General features: G+C 68.6%; 15 protein-coding genes. 5 read left to right on the forward strand and 10 right to left on the reverse strand.

Annotated features, from left to right (window positions below; all coding sequences use genetic code 11):
* The first annotated feature begins 22 nt into the window (after window positions 1-22).
* Complete coding sequence (locus tag OED01_RS10665) at window positions 23-781, forward strand: DedA family protein (protein WP_264155257.1); 759 nt, start codon at window positions 23-25, stop codon at window positions 779-781.
* 36 nt (window positions 782-817) lie between these two features.
* On the opposite strand, the gene ku is transcribed toward OED01_RS10665, so the two are convergent.
* Window positions 818-1,633, reverse strand: a complete 816-nt coding sequence (gene ku, locus OED01_RS10670) for a non-homologous end joining protein Ku (protein WP_264155258.1) — start codon at window positions 1,631-1,633, stop codon at window positions 818-820.
* Between the two features lie 60 nt (window positions 1,634-1,693).
* On the opposite strand from ku, the gene OED01_RS10675 reads away from it, so the two are divergent.
* Window positions 1,694-4,108: an ATP-dependent DNA ligase gene (locus tag OED01_RS10675; RefSeq protein ID WP_264155259.1), complete on the forward strand. Its 2,415-nt coding sequence runs from the start codon at window positions 1,694-1,696 to the stop codon at window positions 4,106-4,108.
* A 1-nt stretch (window position 4,109) separates the two neighbouring features.
* Here OED01_RS10675 and OED01_RS10680 read toward each other — a convergent pair whose 3' ends face one another.
* From OED01_RS10680 to murI, 5 genes are all read right to left on the reverse strand, one after another.
* Window positions 4,110-5,027, reverse strand: coding sequence for a cation diffusion facilitator family transporter (locus OED01_RS10680; RefSeq protein WP_264155260.1), 918 nt, complete (start codon window positions 5,025-5,027; stop codon window positions 4,110-4,112).
* A 114-nt stretch (window positions 5,028-5,141) separates the two neighbouring features.
* Window positions 5,142-5,423: a hypothetical protein gene (locus OED01_RS10685; protein ID WP_264155261.1), complete on the reverse strand. Its 282-nt coding sequence runs from the start codon at window positions 5,421-5,423 to the stop codon at window positions 5,142-5,144.
* A 119-nt stretch (window positions 5,424-5,542) separates the two neighbouring features.
* The gene (rdgB, locus tag OED01_RS10690; RefSeq protein WP_264155262.1) at window positions 5,543-6,139 is read right to left on the reverse strand and encodes an RdgB/HAM1 family non-canonical purine NTP pyrophosphatase; all 597 of its coding nucleotides are present in this window, start codon (window positions 6,137-6,139) and stop codon (window positions 5,543-5,545) included.
* Window positions 6,136-6,873, reverse strand: a complete 738-nt coding sequence (gene rph / locus OED01_RS10695; protein WP_264155263.1) for a ribonuclease PH — start codon at window positions 6,871-6,873, stop codon at window positions 6,136-6,138. The genes rdgB and rph overlap by 4 nt, the downstream gene beginning before the upstream one ends.
* On the reverse strand, window positions 6,866-7,717 hold the full coding sequence (murI, locus tag OED01_RS10700) for a glutamate racemase (RefSeq protein ID WP_264155264.1): 852 nt from the start codon (window positions 7,715-7,717) through the stop codon (window positions 6,866-6,868). The genes rph and murI overlap by 8 nt, the downstream gene beginning before the upstream one ends.
* Window positions 7,718-7,789: 72 nt before the next feature.
* Between murI and OED01_RS10705 the strand changes: the two genes are divergently transcribed.
* The gene (locus OED01_RS10705; RefSeq protein WP_264155265.1) at window positions 7,790-9,115 is read left to right on the forward strand and encodes a nicotinate phosphoribosyltransferase; all 1,326 of its coding nucleotides are present in this window, start codon (window positions 7,790-7,792) and stop codon (window positions 9,113-9,115) included.
* On the opposite strand, the gene OED01_RS10710 is transcribed toward OED01_RS10705, so the two are convergent.
* Genes OED01_RS10710 through OED01_RS10720 form a run of 3 tightly spaced genes read right to left on the reverse strand, consistent with a single transcriptional unit; the run spans window position 9,112 to window position 12,636 of the window.
* The gene (locus OED01_RS10710) at window positions 9,112-9,378 is read right to left on the reverse strand and encodes a DUF3039 domain-containing protein (RefSeq protein WP_264155266.1); all 267 of its coding nucleotides are present in this window, start codon (window positions 9,376-9,378) and stop codon (window positions 9,112-9,114) included. The genes OED01_RS10705 and OED01_RS10710 overlap by 4 nt on opposite strands.
* Window positions 9,379-9,418: 40 nt before the next feature.
* Complete coding sequence (locus OED01_RS10715) at window positions 9,419-10,984, reverse strand: hypothetical protein (RefSeq protein ID WP_264155267.1); 1,566 nt, start codon at window positions 10,982-10,984, stop codon at window positions 9,419-9,421.
* A complete protein-coding gene (locus OED01_RS10720; RefSeq protein WP_264155268.1) occupies window positions 10,960-12,636 on the reverse strand; it encodes an ABC transporter ATP-binding protein in 1,677 nt (558 codons plus the stop codon). The genes OED01_RS10715 and OED01_RS10720 overlap by 25 nt, the downstream gene beginning before the upstream one ends.
* Before the next feature lie 231 nt (window positions 12,637-12,867).
* On the opposite strand from OED01_RS10720, the gene OED01_RS10725 reads away from it, so the two are divergent.
* Complete coding sequence (locus tag OED01_RS10725) at window positions 12,868-13,560, forward strand: phosphocholine cytidylyltransferase family protein (RefSeq protein WP_264155269.1); 693 nt, start codon at window positions 12,868-12,870, stop codon at window positions 13,558-13,560.
* Window positions 13,561-13,646: 86 nt separating this feature from the next.
* On the forward strand, window positions 13,647-14,594 hold the full coding sequence (locus tag OED01_RS10730; RefSeq protein ID WP_264155270.1) for a hypothetical protein: 948 nt from the start codon (window positions 13,647-13,649) through the stop codon (window positions 14,592-14,594).
* Here OED01_RS10730 and OED01_RS10735 read toward each other — a convergent pair.
* A complete protein-coding gene (locus OED01_RS10735) occupies window positions 14,591-15,238 on the reverse strand; it encodes a DUF6226 family protein (RefSeq protein ID WP_264155271.1) in 648 nt (215 codons plus the stop codon). The two genes, OED01_RS10730 and OED01_RS10735, sit on opposite strands and share 4 nt — an antisense overlap.
* Between the last annotated feature and the right edge of the window lie 62 nt (window positions 15,239-15,300).

Below are 15,300 nucleotides of genomic sequence, written 5' to 3' on the forward strand. Positions count from 1 at the left end.
CCGCCTCGCACGACGGGACACCATGCACCACATCGCGCTCATCCCCTGGCTCGACCCGGCGACGATCATCGGCGCCGCAGGCCCTTGGGCTCTGCTCGTGGTCTGCTTCATCGTCTTCGCCGAAACAGGACTGCTCGTGGGATTCCTGCTCCCGGGCGACACGCTGCTGGTCATCTCGGGGCTGCTGACGCACACGAGCAATGTGTTCGGCATCAACATCTGGGTGGTGGCGCTGCTCATCGCCCTGTCAGCGTTCGTGGGAGGTGAAGTCGGATACCTCATCGGCCACAAGGGCGGACCGGCTGTGTTCGAGCGCAAGGAGTCGGGGCTCTTCAGCCGGAAGAACGTTGAACGCACCAACGCCTTCTTCGAGCGATTCGGCGGCATCACTGTGATCCTCGCTCGCTTCGTCCCGATCGTGCGTACCTTCGCCCCCGTTGCGGCCGGCGTCGGACATATGCCCTGGCGGCGCTACTCGCTGTACAACTTCATCGGTGCGGTCATCTGGGGCTTCGGTCTCACCATGGTCGGATACCTCATCGCCTACATTCCGTGGGTTCGAGACTTGGTGACCGAGTACATCGACCTGATCCTCCTCGCCGCCGTCGGCGGCACGGCGATCATCACGCTGTGGCACTACTTCTCGGAGCGCCACAAGGTCCGCAAGGAACTCGCCGCCGGCGGCGACCCGGTCACGGATGCCGTCGAGGCGACCGAACTGACGCTCGACCCCGAGGTCTTCGACCGCGCACCCGACCTGGACGGCGACGGCAAGCACTGACCCGCGCCCGCTGGCCGGCCTCGCCGCGGGCCCGGATCACCCGGCGTCGCGCTTCTTCGACTTCGAACGGGACTTCTCGACGCTGGCTCGGAGCGCCTCCATGAGGTCGATGACCTCGCCGCCCTTCTGCGTCTCCTCGCCCTCTTCGCCGAACGTCTCGGAGACGTCGAACGTGTCCCCGGCCTCGATCTTGGCGTCGATGAGCGTGCGCAGCTCCTTCTGGTACTCGTCGACGAACGCGTCAGGGTCGAAATCGCTCGAGTAGCTGTCGACGAGGCTCGCCGAGAGCTCGAGTTCCTTCTTCGAGATCTTCACGTCCTCGTCCAGCGACTCGAACGACGCCTCCCGCACCTCATCCGCCCAGAGCAGCGTCTGCAGCACCAGCACGTCGCCGCGGACCCGCAGCGCGGCCAGACGCGTCTTCTGACGCAGCGTGAACCGCACGATGGCGGTGCGATCGGTCTGCTCGAGCGTCTTGCGCAGCAGGACGTACGCCTTCGGAGACTTCGAGTCCGGCTCGAGGTAGTACGCCTTGTCGAGCGTGAGCAGATCGACCTGCTCGGTCGGCACGAACTCGACGACGTCGATCTCCCGGCTGCGCTCCGCCGGAAGCGCATCGAGGTCGTCCTTTGTCAGCACCACGCGCTGACCGTCGTCCTCGTACGCCCGGTCGATGTTCTGGTACGGCACGACCTCGCCGCACACCTCGCAAGTGCGCTTGTACCGGATGCGTCCGCCGTCCTCGTCGTGCACCTGGTGCAGCGGTACGTCGTGATCCTCGGTGGCGGAGTACACCTTCACCGGGACGTTCACGAGCCCGAACGTCAGGGCGCCTTTCCAGATCGACCTCATGACACCAGTGAACACCGCCGGAGCCGTCGGTGGCCAGGGGCTTGCGGCTACGATTTCGACATGCCAAGCAACGCGCAGATCGTCGAGGTCGACGGTCGACGCGTGCGTCTGACCAATCTCGACAAGGTCATGTACCCCGCGACCGGCACGACCAAGGGCGAGGTCATCGCGTACTACTCGGCCGTGGCCTCCCGGATGCTTCCGCTGCTGTCCGGCCGGCCCGTCACGCGCAAGCGGTGGGTGGAGGGCGTCGGCACGGCGGATGCGCCTGGTGAGGCGTTCTTCACCAAGCAGCTCGAGCAGGGGGCGCCGTCGTGGATCGTCCGCCGACCGATCGAGCACTCCGACGGGCCGAAGGACTATCCGCTCATCGAGGACCTCCCCTCGCTGGTGTGGTTCGCGCAGATCGCGGCGATCGAGCTCCACGTCCCGCAGTGGCGCTTCACCCCCGACGGCGACCGGGGCAATCCGGACCGCCTCGTGATCGACCTCGACCCGGGGCCGGGCGCCGACCTGGCCGCGTGCGCGCACATCGCGCGGCTGGCCCGCGGCATCCTGCGCGACATCGGTCTCGACCCCGTGCCGGTGACCAGCGGCAGCAAGGGCATCCACCTGTACTCGCGCCTGGACGGCTCGCAGACCAGCGATCAGGCTTCGACCCTCGCGCGAGAGCTCGCGCGAGCCATCGAGGCCGATCACCCCGACATCGCCACGAGCGTCATGGCCAAGGCCGCTCGGGGCGGGAAGGTCTTCCTGGACTGGAGCCAGAACAACGGCTCCAAGACGACGATCTCACCGTATTCCTTGCGCGGACGTTCCCACCCGACCGTCGCCGCACCGCGCACCTGGGACGAGCTCGACGACCCCGATCTGCGCCATCTCGAGTTCGACGAGGTGCTCGAGCGCATCGAGACCGGCATCGATCCGCTGGCGGAGTTCGCGCGGCGGGCGACGGCGGACCATCTGGTTCCCTATCTCTCCAAGCGCACCACCGGCCGCACGCCGGAACCGATGCCGGAGCTGCATGCGGTCGAACCGTCGCCTCCCGGCGCTCCGCCCCGGTTCGTCATCCAGGAGCATCACGCGCGCCGATTGCACTTCGACCTGCGCATCGAGCACGACGGGGTCCTCGTGAGCTGGGCCGTCCCGAAGGGCGTTCCGGATCGCCCAGACCGCAACCACCTCGCGGTCATGACCGAACCGCACCCCCTCGAGTACCTCGAGTTCCACGGCGAGATCCCGAAGGGCGAGTACGGCGCGGGGACGATGACGATCTGGGACACCGGAACCGTCGACATCGAGAAGTGGCGCGACGACGAGGTCATCGCCACCTTCACCGGGCAGGGCCCGCTCGGTCGCGCACGATTGGCGCTGATCCGCACGGAGGGCAGCGGCGAGAAGTCCTCCTGGCTGCTGCATCGGATGAAGGATGCCGAGGCCGGCTCCGCTCGGCATCCGGTCGCCGTGCGATCCGCGAAACCCGCTCCCGCACCGGTGGCCGACCCCGAGCCGCAGCGCGCCCCCGAACCGATGCTGGCCGAGAACGGGACCCCTGGGCTGGCGCGCGGCCTCGGCGACGCGTGGGCCGAGATCAAGTGGGACGGCATCCGTGCCATGGGCGTCTGGCGTGACGGACGGATGCGGCTGTACGCACGCAGCGGCACCGACATCACCGCCCGCTATCCGGAGCTGACCGCGGACGGAGCTCCGCACCTCGCCGTCTCGGACGCCGTGGTCGACGGCGAGATCATCGCCCTGGATGCGACGGGACGGCCGAGTTTCAGCCGCCTGCAGAACCGCATGCACCTGACGAAGGGACGCGAGATCGAACGCGAGGTGGTGCGCACGCCTGTCGTGTATGAGCTCTTCGATCTGCTCCGGCTCGACGGGCACGACCTCACGCGGACGCCGCTGCGAGACCGTCGGCGGCTGCTGGAGACGCTGGCAGAGAGCGTCGACGGGCCCGTCATCGTCCCTCCGGTGTTCGACGACATCGACGCTGCCCTCGAGACCAGCGAGGAGCTCGGCCTGGAGGGCGTCGTCGTCAAGGCCACGGGTTCGGTCTACCGGCCGGGCGCTCGCTCAGGATCCTGGCTGAAGATCAAGCACACCCGCACGCAGGAGGTGGTGATCGCCGGCATCCGCCCCGGTAAGGGCAACCGCTCCGGCGGGATCGGCTCGTTGCTGCTCGCCATCCCTGAGGGCGACGGGCTGCGCTACATCGGCCGCGTCGGCAGCGGTTTCACCGATCGGATCCTGCGGGATCTCACCGCGCGCCTCGAGCCGCTGCGCACGCCGAAGCGCCAGATCGACGGGGTGCCTGCCCCGGATGCCTCGGATGCCGAATGGGTAAGGCCGGAACTGGTCGGCGAGGTCGAGTTCGCGAACTGGACACCCGACGGCATCCTTCGTCACGCCCGCTGGCGCGGCCTACGGCCGGACAAACGGGTCGACGAGATCGTCGTGGAGTCCTGAATCAGGCGTGGGTCTGCTCGCACCGGGCCGCATCGTCCGGCTCGAGCTGGAACGTCGAATGCTCGACGTCGAAGTGGTCGGCGAGGCACTCCTGCATCCTCGCCAGCAGCCCAGCCGATCGTCCCTGCTCCATCAGTTCCGGTGCGACGCCGACGTGCGCGGTGAAGACGGGGGCGCCTCTGGTCAGTTGCCAGACGTGCACGTCGTGGACTCCCGTCACCCCGTCCATCTCGAGCAGGTGGGCACGGATGTCCGCCACCGTCATGCCCTTCGGCGCGGATTCCGCGAGCACCGAGAAGACCTCGCGCAGCAGCGTGATCGCACGAGGGATGATCATGGCGGCGATGAACAGCGACGCGACGGCATCCGCCGGCATCCACCCGGTGACGATGATCACGAGCGCGGCGACGATGACAGCGGCGGAGCCGATGAGGTCGCCCAGCACCTCGAGATACGCACCGCGGACGTTGATGTTCGTGCGCTGCGCGGCGCTCAGCAACCACATCGAGATCCCGTTGGCGATGAGGCCGACCACGGCGACCACGAGCATCAGGCCGCCGGCGACCTCCGCCTCACCGGGGGCGAGCAGGCGCGAGACGCCCTCGATCGCGACGATGACGGCCAGGACGATCAGGATGATCGCATTGATCAGCGCTCCGAAGACCTCGGCGCGCTGATATCCGAAGGTGCGGCGGTCATCGGCCGGTCGAGCGGCGACGGCGCTCGCGATGAGCGCGATCACCAGCGCGGAGGCATCCGTGAACATGTGCGCGGCGTCCGCGAGCAGGGCGAGCGATCCGGTCAGCACGGCACCGACGACCTGCACGATCATGATCGTCGCAGTCAGGCACAGCGAGATCGTCAGCAGTCGGCGACTGCCGGCGCCTCGGATGCCTGCGGGATGAGCGTGGTCGTGCATGCCTCAAGCGTACGAGCGGAAACGGCCGTCAGAAGCGATTTCGCCGAACCGGGAACGGTGATGAGAATCACCTTCAGCAGGCGGTCTGCCGCAGGTCCGGCCGCCGGAGTCGGGTCAGAGGAGATCGTAGTATCCGCCGAAGGGAGCATCCGTGTCACCTGTGTCGCGCGCGTCGAACTGCACCGTCGCGACGCTGATGGCGACCTGCGTTCTCGGGGTCACCAATACGCGCATCGTGCGGTTGCCCACCACCGTGAAGGTCACGAAGCGTCCGGACGTCGCGGTCGCATCCTCGATGCGGCCCATCAGGTCGTCGACGTCCTGGTCCTGGGCGAGCAGATTGCTCGTGCCGTCGATGACGATCTCGGTCTGCACCATCGTGTCCATGTCCGTCATGGTCCGATCTCAGCGCATGCCCGTCACGATCGCGAACCCGTTGATTTCATGCCGATGAATGGTTATTCTGCGAACGGCCGATCGGTCGATGACGATCCTCGGAAACGCCCGGCGTCGGGTCAGAGCTTCTCGAGCAGCGGGATCAGCGACTCGAAGGCCCGTGCGCGATGCGACTGCGCCTGCTTCTCCTCGGCGCTGAACTCGCCGACGCTGCGCGGGGTGCCCTCCTGGCCGTCCGGCACGAAGATCGGGTCGTAGCCGAAGCCACCGGCACCGGATGCCGCGCGCGCGAGTCGCCCGTGCCACACGCCCTCGACCACGTGCTCTTCGCCGCTGGGCGTCACGAGCGCGATCGTCGAGACGAACTGGGCCTTCCGGTGCCGGTCGGCGATGTCCGCGAGCTGGTCCAGGAGCAACTCGAGATTCGCTCGGGCGTCTTTCTTCTGCCCGGCCCAGTAGGCGGAGAAGACGCCGGGCGAGCCGCCGAGGACGTCGACGCAGATGCCGGAGTCGTCGGCGAGTGCGACCAGACCCGTGTGCGCGGCGGCGGCCCTGGCCTTGATGAGCGCGTTCTCTGCGAAGGTCACGCCGTCCTCGACGGGCTCCGGCCCGTCGTACCCGATGACCTCGAGGTCCGGCCGGGTGCGTGCGACGATCTGCGCGAACTCCGACACCTTGTGCGGATTGTGCGTGGCGAGGACGACGCGCACGGTCACTCCCCCGCGAGCGCCGCGAGCTGCCGACCCTTCAGGTCCTCGCACCCGGCGACGCCGAGCTCCAGCAGCGCGTCCAGCTCTCGCTTGTCGAACGGAGCGCCCTCCGCGGTGCCCTGCACCTCGACGAAGAGACCGCGACCGGTCACGACGATGTTCATGTCGGTCTCGGCGCGGACGTCCTCGACATAGGCGAGGTCGAGCATCGGCTCGCCGTCGATGATGCCGACCGAGACGGCGGAGACCGAGTCGAGCAGCGGCGTGGAGTTCTTGCCGATGAACTTCTTCTCGCGGCCCCACTCGATCGCGTCGGCGAGGGCGACGTAGGCGCCGGTGATCGCCGCGGTACGGGTACCTCCGTCGGCCTGGAGCACGTCGCAGTCGATGACGATCGTGTTCTCGCCCAGCGCCTTGGTGTCGACGACCGCGCGCAGCGCGCGGCCGATCAGGCGGGAGATCTCGTGCGTGCGGCCGCCGATTCGGCCCTTCACGCTCTCGCGGTCGTTGCGGCTGTTCGTCGCGCGAGGGAGCATCGCGTACTCGGCGGTGACCCAGCCCTTGCCCTTGCCCGTGAGCCAGCGGGGCACGCCGTTCGTGAACGACGCCGTGCACAGCACCTTCGTTCCGCCGAAGCTGATGAGCGCCGACCCCTCTGCGTTGGCGCTCCAGCCCCGCTCGATCGTGATCGTGCGGAGTTCGTTCGTGGCCCGGCCGTCGGAGCGGACGATGTCAGACATGGGTTTCCTTCGTTTCGAGGGACTGTGCTTCCGGAAGAGTGATGACACCGGTCTGAACCAGCTGGACGTCACGGACCTCGCGGCCCATCAGCCGATTGGCGAGCGCAGTGAAGTCGTCGGCGGAATCCCCGGTGGCCTCGTAGACGTAGGTGGCCACGGCATCCGCCGGCGCCAGCAGATCACCGCGGACGAGCTGGCGATACACATCCGCCGCGGTTTCGTCGTCGCTGGAGACGAGCGAGACGCCCTCGCCCATGACGTAGCCGATCGCGCCGCGGAGGAACGGGTAGTGCGTACAGCCGAGCACGAGCGTGTCCACGTCCGCCTCGCGCAGCGGTGCGAGGTACTCCTCGGCGGTGGCCAGCACCTCCGGAGAGCCGGTGATGCCGGCCTCGACGAACTCGACGAAACGCGGGCACGCGGCCGTGAAGACGCTCAGGCGCTCGTTGACCTCGAGCATGTCCTGGTAGGCGCGCGAGCCGATCGTGCCGACCGTGCCGATCACGCCGATCCGACCGTTGCGGGTCGTCGAGACCGCACGGCGCACGGCGGGTCCGATCACCTCGACGACCGGTACGTCGTAGCGTTCGCGGGCGTCGCGCAGCATCGCAGAGGACGCCGTGTTGCACGCGATCACGAGCATCTTGACGCCCTGGTCGACGAGCGTGTCGAGCACTTCGAGTCCGTAGCGGCGCACGTCGGCGATCGGCTTGGGTCCGTACGGCGAATGGGCAGTGTCGCCGATGTACACGAACGATTCACGGGGCAGCTGCGCACGGATCGCCCTCGCCACCGTGAGTCCGCCGACACCCGAGTCGAAGATACCGATGGGCGCGTCGTTCATGACTCCCCAGCCTACCCTCCGATCCACGGCGCCACCGCGTCGTGAGGCCGCCGCGCTCACTATGCTGAGCGCATGACCTCGTCGACGGCGCTTCTGACCGACCGCTACGAACTCACGATGCTGGGCGCCGCGCTGCGCGACGGCACGGCCGCACGCCCGTGCGTCTTCGAACTCTTCTCGCGCCGCCTCTCCGGCGGGCGCCGCTTCGGCGTCGTCGCCGGAACAGGGCGCCTGCTCTCGCTGCTGCGCGACTTCCGTTTCGGAGACGACGAGCTGCGGTTCCTGCGCGACGCGCAGGTGGTGGATGCCGCATCCCTGACCTATCTGGAGAACTACACCTTCACGGGGTCGATCAGCGGCTACCGCGAGGGAGAGCTGTACTTCCCCGGTTCGCCCATCCTGACGGTCGAAGGCAGCTTCGCCGACGCTGTGGTGCTGGAGACGCTGGCGCTGAGCGTGCTCAATCACGACTCTGCCGTGGCGACAGCCGCCGCGCGCATGAGCATCGCCGCCGGCGACCGCCCACTGGCCGAGATGGGCTCGCGCCGTGCCGCCGAGCACTCCGCCGTGGCCGCCGCCCGTGCCGCGTACATCGCGGGGTTCCGGGCCACGAGCAACCTCGAGGCCGGTCGCCGCTGGGGCATCCCGACCATGGGCACGGCGGCGCACTCCTGGACCCTCCTGCACGAGACGGAAGAGGATGCGTTCCGGGCGCAGATCTCCAGTCTCGGCACGGATACGACGCTCCTCGTGGACACCTACGACATCCGCACCGGCGTCGAGACCGCGATCCGCGTCGCCGGAACCGGCCTGGGCGGTGTGCGCATCGACTCCGGCGACCTCCCCATCGTCGCGGCGGAGGTCCGCGCCCAGTTGGACGGCCTCGGCGCCACGGAGACGCGCATCACCGTGACCAGCGATCTGGACGAGTACGCGATCGCGTCGCTCGCGGCATCCCCCGTCGATTCCTACGGCGTGGGGACGTCCGTCGTCACCGGGTCCGGTTATCCGACGGCCAGCATGGTCTACAAGCTCGTCGCACGACAGGATGCCGCAGGCGCTTGGATCTCAGTCGCGAAGGCCTCCGCCGACAAAGCGTCTCAGGGCGGCCGGAAGGCCGCGTTCCGCACCCTCGCCGACGGCGTCGCGACGGCCGAGACGGTCGTGGTCTCGGACGGATTCGAGGAGCTGGACACACCGGCGGAGCACCCGGACTCGCGACCGCTCCAGGTGCGGTTCGTCGAGAACGGCGACATCGACACCGCGTTCGAAGGAGCCGCGGGGACGGCGTCCGCGCGTGCGCATCACCTTCGCGTGCGCGAGGAGCTGCCCGTCCAGGCGCTCGCGCTCAGCAAGTCGGATCCGGCGATCCCGACGGTCCTCGTCGACGCGGTCTAGCCGACCATCGACTCGTAGATCTCCTTGCACGTAGGGCAGACCGGGAACTTCTCCGGGTCGCGGCCCGGAGTCCACTTCTTGCCGCACAGCGCTCGCACCGGCTTGCCGGTGATCGCGGATTCGAGGATCTTGTCCTTCTTCACGTAGTGGCTGAAGCGCTCGTGGTCGCCCGGCTCGATGTTCTCCTGGTTCAGGAGTTCTTCGAGTTCGCGATCAAGCGTTGCCACGCCGCCCTGATCGGGGCTGTCCAAGGGAGTGCTCATGGGGTGATTCTAGCCGGGAGGGCGAGCGCGCGGGCCGCGATCACGCGGTCTCGACGAACTCCATCAGCCGCTCGCCGCTGCGCTCGAAGATGCGTCCGCCGATCGCCGCGCCGACGAGCAGGACGACGATGCCGGTGCCGGTGCCGACCCAGAACGTGCTCCACGTGTGCTCTCCGCCCTCGCGGACCGCGAGGGAGAACACCCAGAGGGTCGGTGCGGCGACGAGGATCGCTCCAGCGAAGACACCGGCCTGTCCGAATGCGCCGCGCGAGGCCGCACGCTGCGGCTGCTGGAACGGACTGTCCCCCGGACGCGAGACGGCGTATGGCGCGATCACCGAGACGACGCTGGACAGGCCGAGCCCCGCGAAGAACAGACACACGGCCACGCCGGTGAGCGGCGGCAGCAGCCGCCAGTCACCGGTCAGCGCGAGGGTCACCGGGACGGCGATGGCCAGGGCGGGCACGGCGACCAGGAAGACGGGGATGAGCCGGCCGAAGCGGTCGGACAGACCGCGGACGCCACTGGCCACGTGCACCCAGAACGCCGTCGAGTCGTAGGCGATGTCATTGTGCGGAAGCCATCCGAAGAACAACGCCATCACCGGCGCGGGAACGAGCACGGCGACTTCGAACGGCACACCGGCCACGAGCAGCGGGAAGACCGTGAGCACACCGGCGATCGGCACGACCACGATGTTCACGATGTAGCGCCGGTCGCGGAGCCAGTAGACGAGGCTGCGTGCTGCGATCGCACCGAACGCGTTCGAGGGCAGCAGCCCGAACCATCCGAGGCCGGTGCGTTCGCGCGCGGTGACCGGCCGTTCGGTGGTCGTCAGCATGCGACGCACGAGCAGTGCCCAGGCTGCGGCGATGGCCGCAAGGGTGGCAACGGCGACGAGGCCGCTGATCCAGGCCGCTCCCGCGTCACCGCCGGCGAGGGCGAAGAGGAGCCCGAGCGGAGCCGCGAATGGCGTCGCGCCGACGATCGTGGTCGCTGTCGCGACCGCAGCCGGCGTGGTCCCCTGCCACTCCAACGAAGCGAGGAACACCGCCACCGGGAAGGCGACGACGACGATGGCCAGCGTGAACAGTGCGGTCAGCTCGCGGGAGCGCCGTTCCGGCAGCCAGATCGCACTTATCGCCATTCCGACGCGGGCGGCCAGCACCGTGCTGGCCAGGCCCAGGACGCCGATGAGGATCGCCGCGTACGCGGGGACACCGAGACGGATTCCGACGATCGTGACGCAGACCGTCACGGCGATGAGTGCGAACGTGGGAACGCTGATCAGGGACGCGAGAGCGAGGATCCACGGCATCCGTCGTTCGTCCACGCCGAAGACGGCGAACCGGCGGGGGTCGAGTTGATCGACCGCGCCGGTGAGCATCGGCCCGACGAGGAACGCGAGGAAGACTGCGGCACCGCCGAGGACGATCACGGTGCGCGCGACGTCCGTGGAGACGTCGGCGAGGCTGAGTACGGCCATGCAGACGATGACCGTCACCGCGGCGATACCGAGCACCCCGATCACCGTGCGCGCGACGTGGTGTCCCCGAAGCGCCCCGATCAGCAGGGCGATCCTCAGTCGGAGAACGTGTGCAACCACTCCAGGCCCTCCACCTCGCTGTTGGAGCCGGCGAGCTCGACGAACCGCGACTCGAGGGTCTGACCGGCGCGCACCTCGTCGACGGTCCCCTCGGCGAGGACCTCTCCGGCGACGATGATCGCGACGCGGGAGCAGACCCGCTCGACGAGGTCCATGCCGTGGCTGGAGAGCACGACGGTGCCGCCGTGCGCGACATACGCGCGCAGGATGTCGAGAATGACGCCGGACGACACCGGATCAACGGACTCGAAGGGCTCGTCCAGCACGAGCACGCGCGGCGAGTGGATCATGGCTCCGGCGAGCATGATCTTCTTCGTCATGCCGGCGGAGTAGTCGGACACGACTCTGTTGAGCGCGCCCGTGAGATCGAACGCCCTGGCCAGATCCGCCGACCGCTTCTCGATGACGTGCGCATCGAGCCCACGCAGCAGTCCGTAGTAGTGCAGCAGCTGACGGCCCGTGAGCCGATCGAACGTGCGCAGGCGGTCGGGCAGCACGCCCATCACGCGCTTGGCCGCGAGCGGGTCCGCCTTCTGATCGATCCCCGCGACATGCACCGTGCCGCCATCGCCGCGCAGCAGGCCCGTGATGATCGACAGCGTGGTCGTCTTCCCCGCGCCGTTGGGACCGACGATGCCGTAGAACGACCCGGCCGGAACGGTCAGATCGATGCCGTTGACGGCGCGCTGGTCTCCGAAGTCCTTGATCAGGCCTCGCACCCGCAGAGCCTCTTCGTTCGTCGGCTCCTCCAGGTCGGCGAACGTCTCGTCCGCGGCTTCGGCCGCGAGGACGGGCTCGGCCTCTGCATCCGTCTCAGCAGGCTCGCCTTCGACGACCTCTTCGACGTCCGCTTCCTCGACGGTCGCGAACGGCTCAGCCGCGACGACCGATTCGAGCAGCGCAGGTGTGATCGAGACGGGCTCTTCGGTGGTCGCGGTCTCGGGCTGGGCCTCATCGACGATGCGCTGCGATGCGTCGTCCGATCCGACCACGGACGGTTCCGCCTCCCCAGTCCGCGGTTCCGCCACCGGTGCCGCGTCCGATTCCACGACGGGCTGCCCCACGGGGTCAGCGGTGACAACCGAGTCGTCCTGCTGCTCGGTCGCCGTGGTCGACGCGGCCGGCGGCGCCACCGTTTCGATGACGGGGGCAGCGGATTCTGCCGCCACGGCACGCGCCGCGGCGGCCCGCGGCTTCCGCGGCGTGGAGGCCCGTTTCGCTGCTGGAGCCTTGGTGCGCGGGCGTGCCGCCGTCGTCGCGGCGGCCGGTTCGATGTCCGAATCGGCCGTGGCCGTCTGACCACTGTCGGCCGCTTCCTGCGCCGCGGCCTTCGCCGCCGCCGCCTTCGCTGCTGCGGTCTTGGCAGCCGCGGTTTTCGCAGCTGCGCTGCGCGCGGCCGTCGTCTTCGCCGCAGCCTTCGCGGCGTTCGCCTTCGCCGCCGCGGCCTTCGCCGCCGCCGTCTTGGCGGCCGATGCGGACGTCGAGGGTTTCACGGGCGCAGCCTTGGTCGTCGCTTCCGACTTCGCGGTACGCGCCTTCACGGCGGCGGTCCTGCCCGCGGCATCCGGGGCGCTCTTGCGGGCCGGGCGCGCCTTCTTGGCCTGAGCCGCGGCAGTCGCCTCGTCCAGCTGGTCGTCAGGGGAAGGAGTCACTGTATTACGGTATCAACGGGGACCGACTTTGCCCGGTTCCCGTGCAACATTCGGACGGATCCGCGCGACAGCTGAGACAACCTGAGAACTGGGTGTGCAGACGGTCACGAATTGGCAACGGCGTCCACCCGGACCAGGGGCTTTCCAGGTGCCATGGCTAGCATGAAGGCGGCACGAAGAGGTGTCTGGTCGGTGAACCGGCCGTGAACACAGATTCTTTTAGGAGCTTTCGTGACTCTTCAGACCGTTATCCTCGCAGCCGGCATGGGCTCGCGCCTCGGGCGTGCACTGCCCAAGCCCCTCACCGAGCTGAGCGACGGCCGCACGATCATGCAGCAGCAGCACGAGAACATCCGTGCCGCGTTCGGCAGGGACGCCCGCATCACGACCGTCGTCGGCTACCGCGCCGAGACGATCATCGAGGCGTTCCCGCACGTGAACTACGTGCACAACGAGCGCTACGACGAGACCAACACGTCCAAGAGCCTGCTGCGAGCGCTCGGCGCGACCGGCAAGAGCGGCGTGCTCTGGATGAACGGCGACGTCGTCTTCGACCCGATGATCCTCGGCCGCGCACTCGAGTACATCGAGCGCGACCAGTCGTTCGTCACCGTCAACACCTCCAAGGTGAGCGACGAAGAGGTGAAGTACACGGTCACGGCCGAGGGCTTCATCAAGGAGCTCTCGAAGACCGTCAAGGGCGGTCTGGGCGAGGCCGTCGGCATCAACTACATCTCCTCCGCGCACAAGAAGGCGTTCATGCGCCAGCTGCAGCGCGTCGAGGACCAGGACTACTTCGAGCGCGGTCTCGAACTGGCGATCGCCGAAGACGGTCTCCTGCTCGAGACGATGGACGTCTCCGACCTGTATGCGGTCGAGGTCGACTTCGCCGAGGACCTGGAGCGCGCGAACCTCTACGTCTGAGCCGCGTCCTGACAGCGCGAAAGCCCGGTGCCCTCGAGGCGCCGGGCTTTCGGCTTTCTCGCGGCATCCGTCCATAGGATCGGGTCATGGCCGACAAGGTGCACAAGATCCACTCCCTTCCGGACGACGCCCCGTGGGACAAGGGCGTTCCGCCCGTCGGGTCGCCCGAGCATCCGCTCGCCATCCGCGGCGTCGACAGGGTGCTCGCGATCCAGCGCCCGCTGGTGCTCGCGCACATCCGCAGCATCCGCCTGCGCCATCCGGACGCGACCCCGGACGAGATCGTGCGGATTCTGGAGCAGAGGTATCTCGCCGCGGTGACAGCCGGAGGCGCGACGGTCGGAGCGACCGCGGTCGTGCCCGGTATCGGCACCGGCGTCACGTTGGCGCTCTCCGGCGTGGAGACCCTGGGCTTCGTCGAATCGACGACGCTGTTCGCGCAGTCGGTCGCCGAGGTGCACGGCATTCCGGTGCAGAACCCTGACCGCGCGCGGGCGCTCGTCATGACGCTGATGATGGGCAAGGAGGGCGTCGAGCTGCTCTCGCAGCTCGCCGGCCAGGCGGCCGGGCGAGGAACGTCGCGACCGGCCTACTGGGGTGAGATGGTGACGAAGTCGCTCCCCCGCGCGGCCGTCGGCCCGATCGTCGACCGGCTGAAGAGCATGTTCCTGAAGCAGTTCGCCGCGGCGGGGAGTGCGTCGTTCCTCGGCAAGGCGCTGCCGTTCGGCATCGGCGCCGTCATCGGCGGCGCAGGCAACAACATCCTGGGCCGTCGCGTGCTGGTGACGTCGCGTCGCGCCTTCGGTCCGGCGCCGGCCACCCTGCCACCGGAGCTGGAGCCGGTGACCGGTGCAGAGCGCATCGAGACCCGGGTCGCGCGCGGCGCCCGGTACGCAGGCTCTGCGATCGCCGCTGCCGCCGGGACGACGGCGCGCGGCGTCGGCTGGGCCGGCAGACGGATGACCGAGATCGGACGCTCTCGGCACCGCTCGGATGCCGAGACGCCGGCGATCGAGGAGGAGACCGACCGCTAAGGGGCTGCCGACTCCGGCCAGGCTGCCCACCCATCCGGATGCTTCCGGAGCACCCGCCTGGCCTGCGCCAGGCGATCGGGCGGCAGATCCTGCGCGCGCGAGCGTCCCGACGACGCGCCGTCGGGGTGACGGAACGCATACTCCGCCCAGGGGCCCCGTCCTCGTTCGATGCTCTCCCGGTACTGACCAGCGACAACAGCCAACACCTGACGTTCGAGCTCGTCCGCTTCGGCCGTCCAGGTGGCATCGCAGGCGTCGCAACCGCACACCGGGTAGGGGAAGTCGTGAAGCAGCCCGGCATGCACGTACCGGCCGGGGTACGACGTGAAGACGAACGTCAGCGTGGCGCAGGCAGGATCCTTGGGACGGATCCTGACGGCTTTGACGACCTCGAAGTAGCCAGGACGCAGCAGATCGGATGCCGCCGAGGAATCCTCGTCCGTCTCGACGTCGTACACCGTTCGGAGGTGCGTGAGGAGCGCTTCGGCGACGCGGTGAATGGGCGCGAACCGCTCGGGATGCGTGTCGACCGAGTACGTGTCCTCCGGTGGCGACCCTGGCCACCGATTCCCGTACTCGATCACCGTCCCATCGGCGTCACGGAAGACGGGATCGTCGATCGGCGGGCGGAGGTAGGTGCTCACGCACTCAGTGTCCCCCACTCACCCTGCACGATCGGATCGACTCGGAGAGTTGTGCACAGAAG

It is taken from the genome of Microbacterium sp. M28, assembly GCF_025836995.1.
Taxonomy (GTDB): Bacteria; Actinomycetota; Actinomycetes; order Actinomycetales; family Microbacteriaceae; genus Microbacterium.

Excerpts from the sequence above, each read along its gene's own strand:
- OED01_RS10710 (WP_264155266.1), bottom strand. The coding sequence starts at position 9,378 with ATGAGCACTCCCTTGGACAGCCCCGATCAGGGCGGCGTGGCAACGCTT.
- murI (WP_264155264.1), bottom strand. The coding sequence starts at position 7,717 with ATGAACGACGCGCCCATCGGTATCTTCGACTCGGGTGTCGGCGGACTC.
- OED01_RS10705 (WP_264155265.1), top strand. The coding sequence starts at position 7,790 with ATGACCTCGTCGACGGCGCTTCTGACCGACCGCTACGAACTCACGATG.
- ku (WP_264155258.1), bottom strand. The coding sequence starts at position 1,633 with ATGAGGTCGATCTGGAAAGGCGCCCTGACGTTCGGGCTCGTGAACGTC.
- OED01_RS10685 (WP_264155261.1), bottom strand. The coding sequence starts at position 5,423 with ATGACGGACATGGACACGATGGTGCAGACCGAGATCGTCATCGACGGC.
- OED01_RS10680 (WP_264155260.1), bottom strand. The coding sequence starts at position 5,027 with ATGCACGACCACGCTCATCCCGCAGGCATCCGAGGCGCCGGCAGTCGC.
- OED01_RS10665 (WP_264155257.1), top strand. The coding sequence starts at position 23 with ATGCACCACATCGCGCTCATCCCCTGGCTCGACCCGGCGACGATCATC.
- OED01_RS10675 (WP_264155259.1), top strand. The coding sequence starts at position 1,694 with ATGCCAAGCAACGCGCAGATCGTCGAGGTCGACGGTCGACGCGTGCGT.
- OED01_RS10730 (WP_264155270.1), top strand. The coding sequence starts at position 13,647 with ATGGCCGACAAGGTGCACAAGATCCACTCCCTTCCGGACGACGCCCCG.
- rph (WP_264155263.1), bottom strand. The coding sequence starts at position 6,873 with ATGTCTGACATCGTCCGCTCCGACGGCCGGGCCACGAACGAACTCCGC.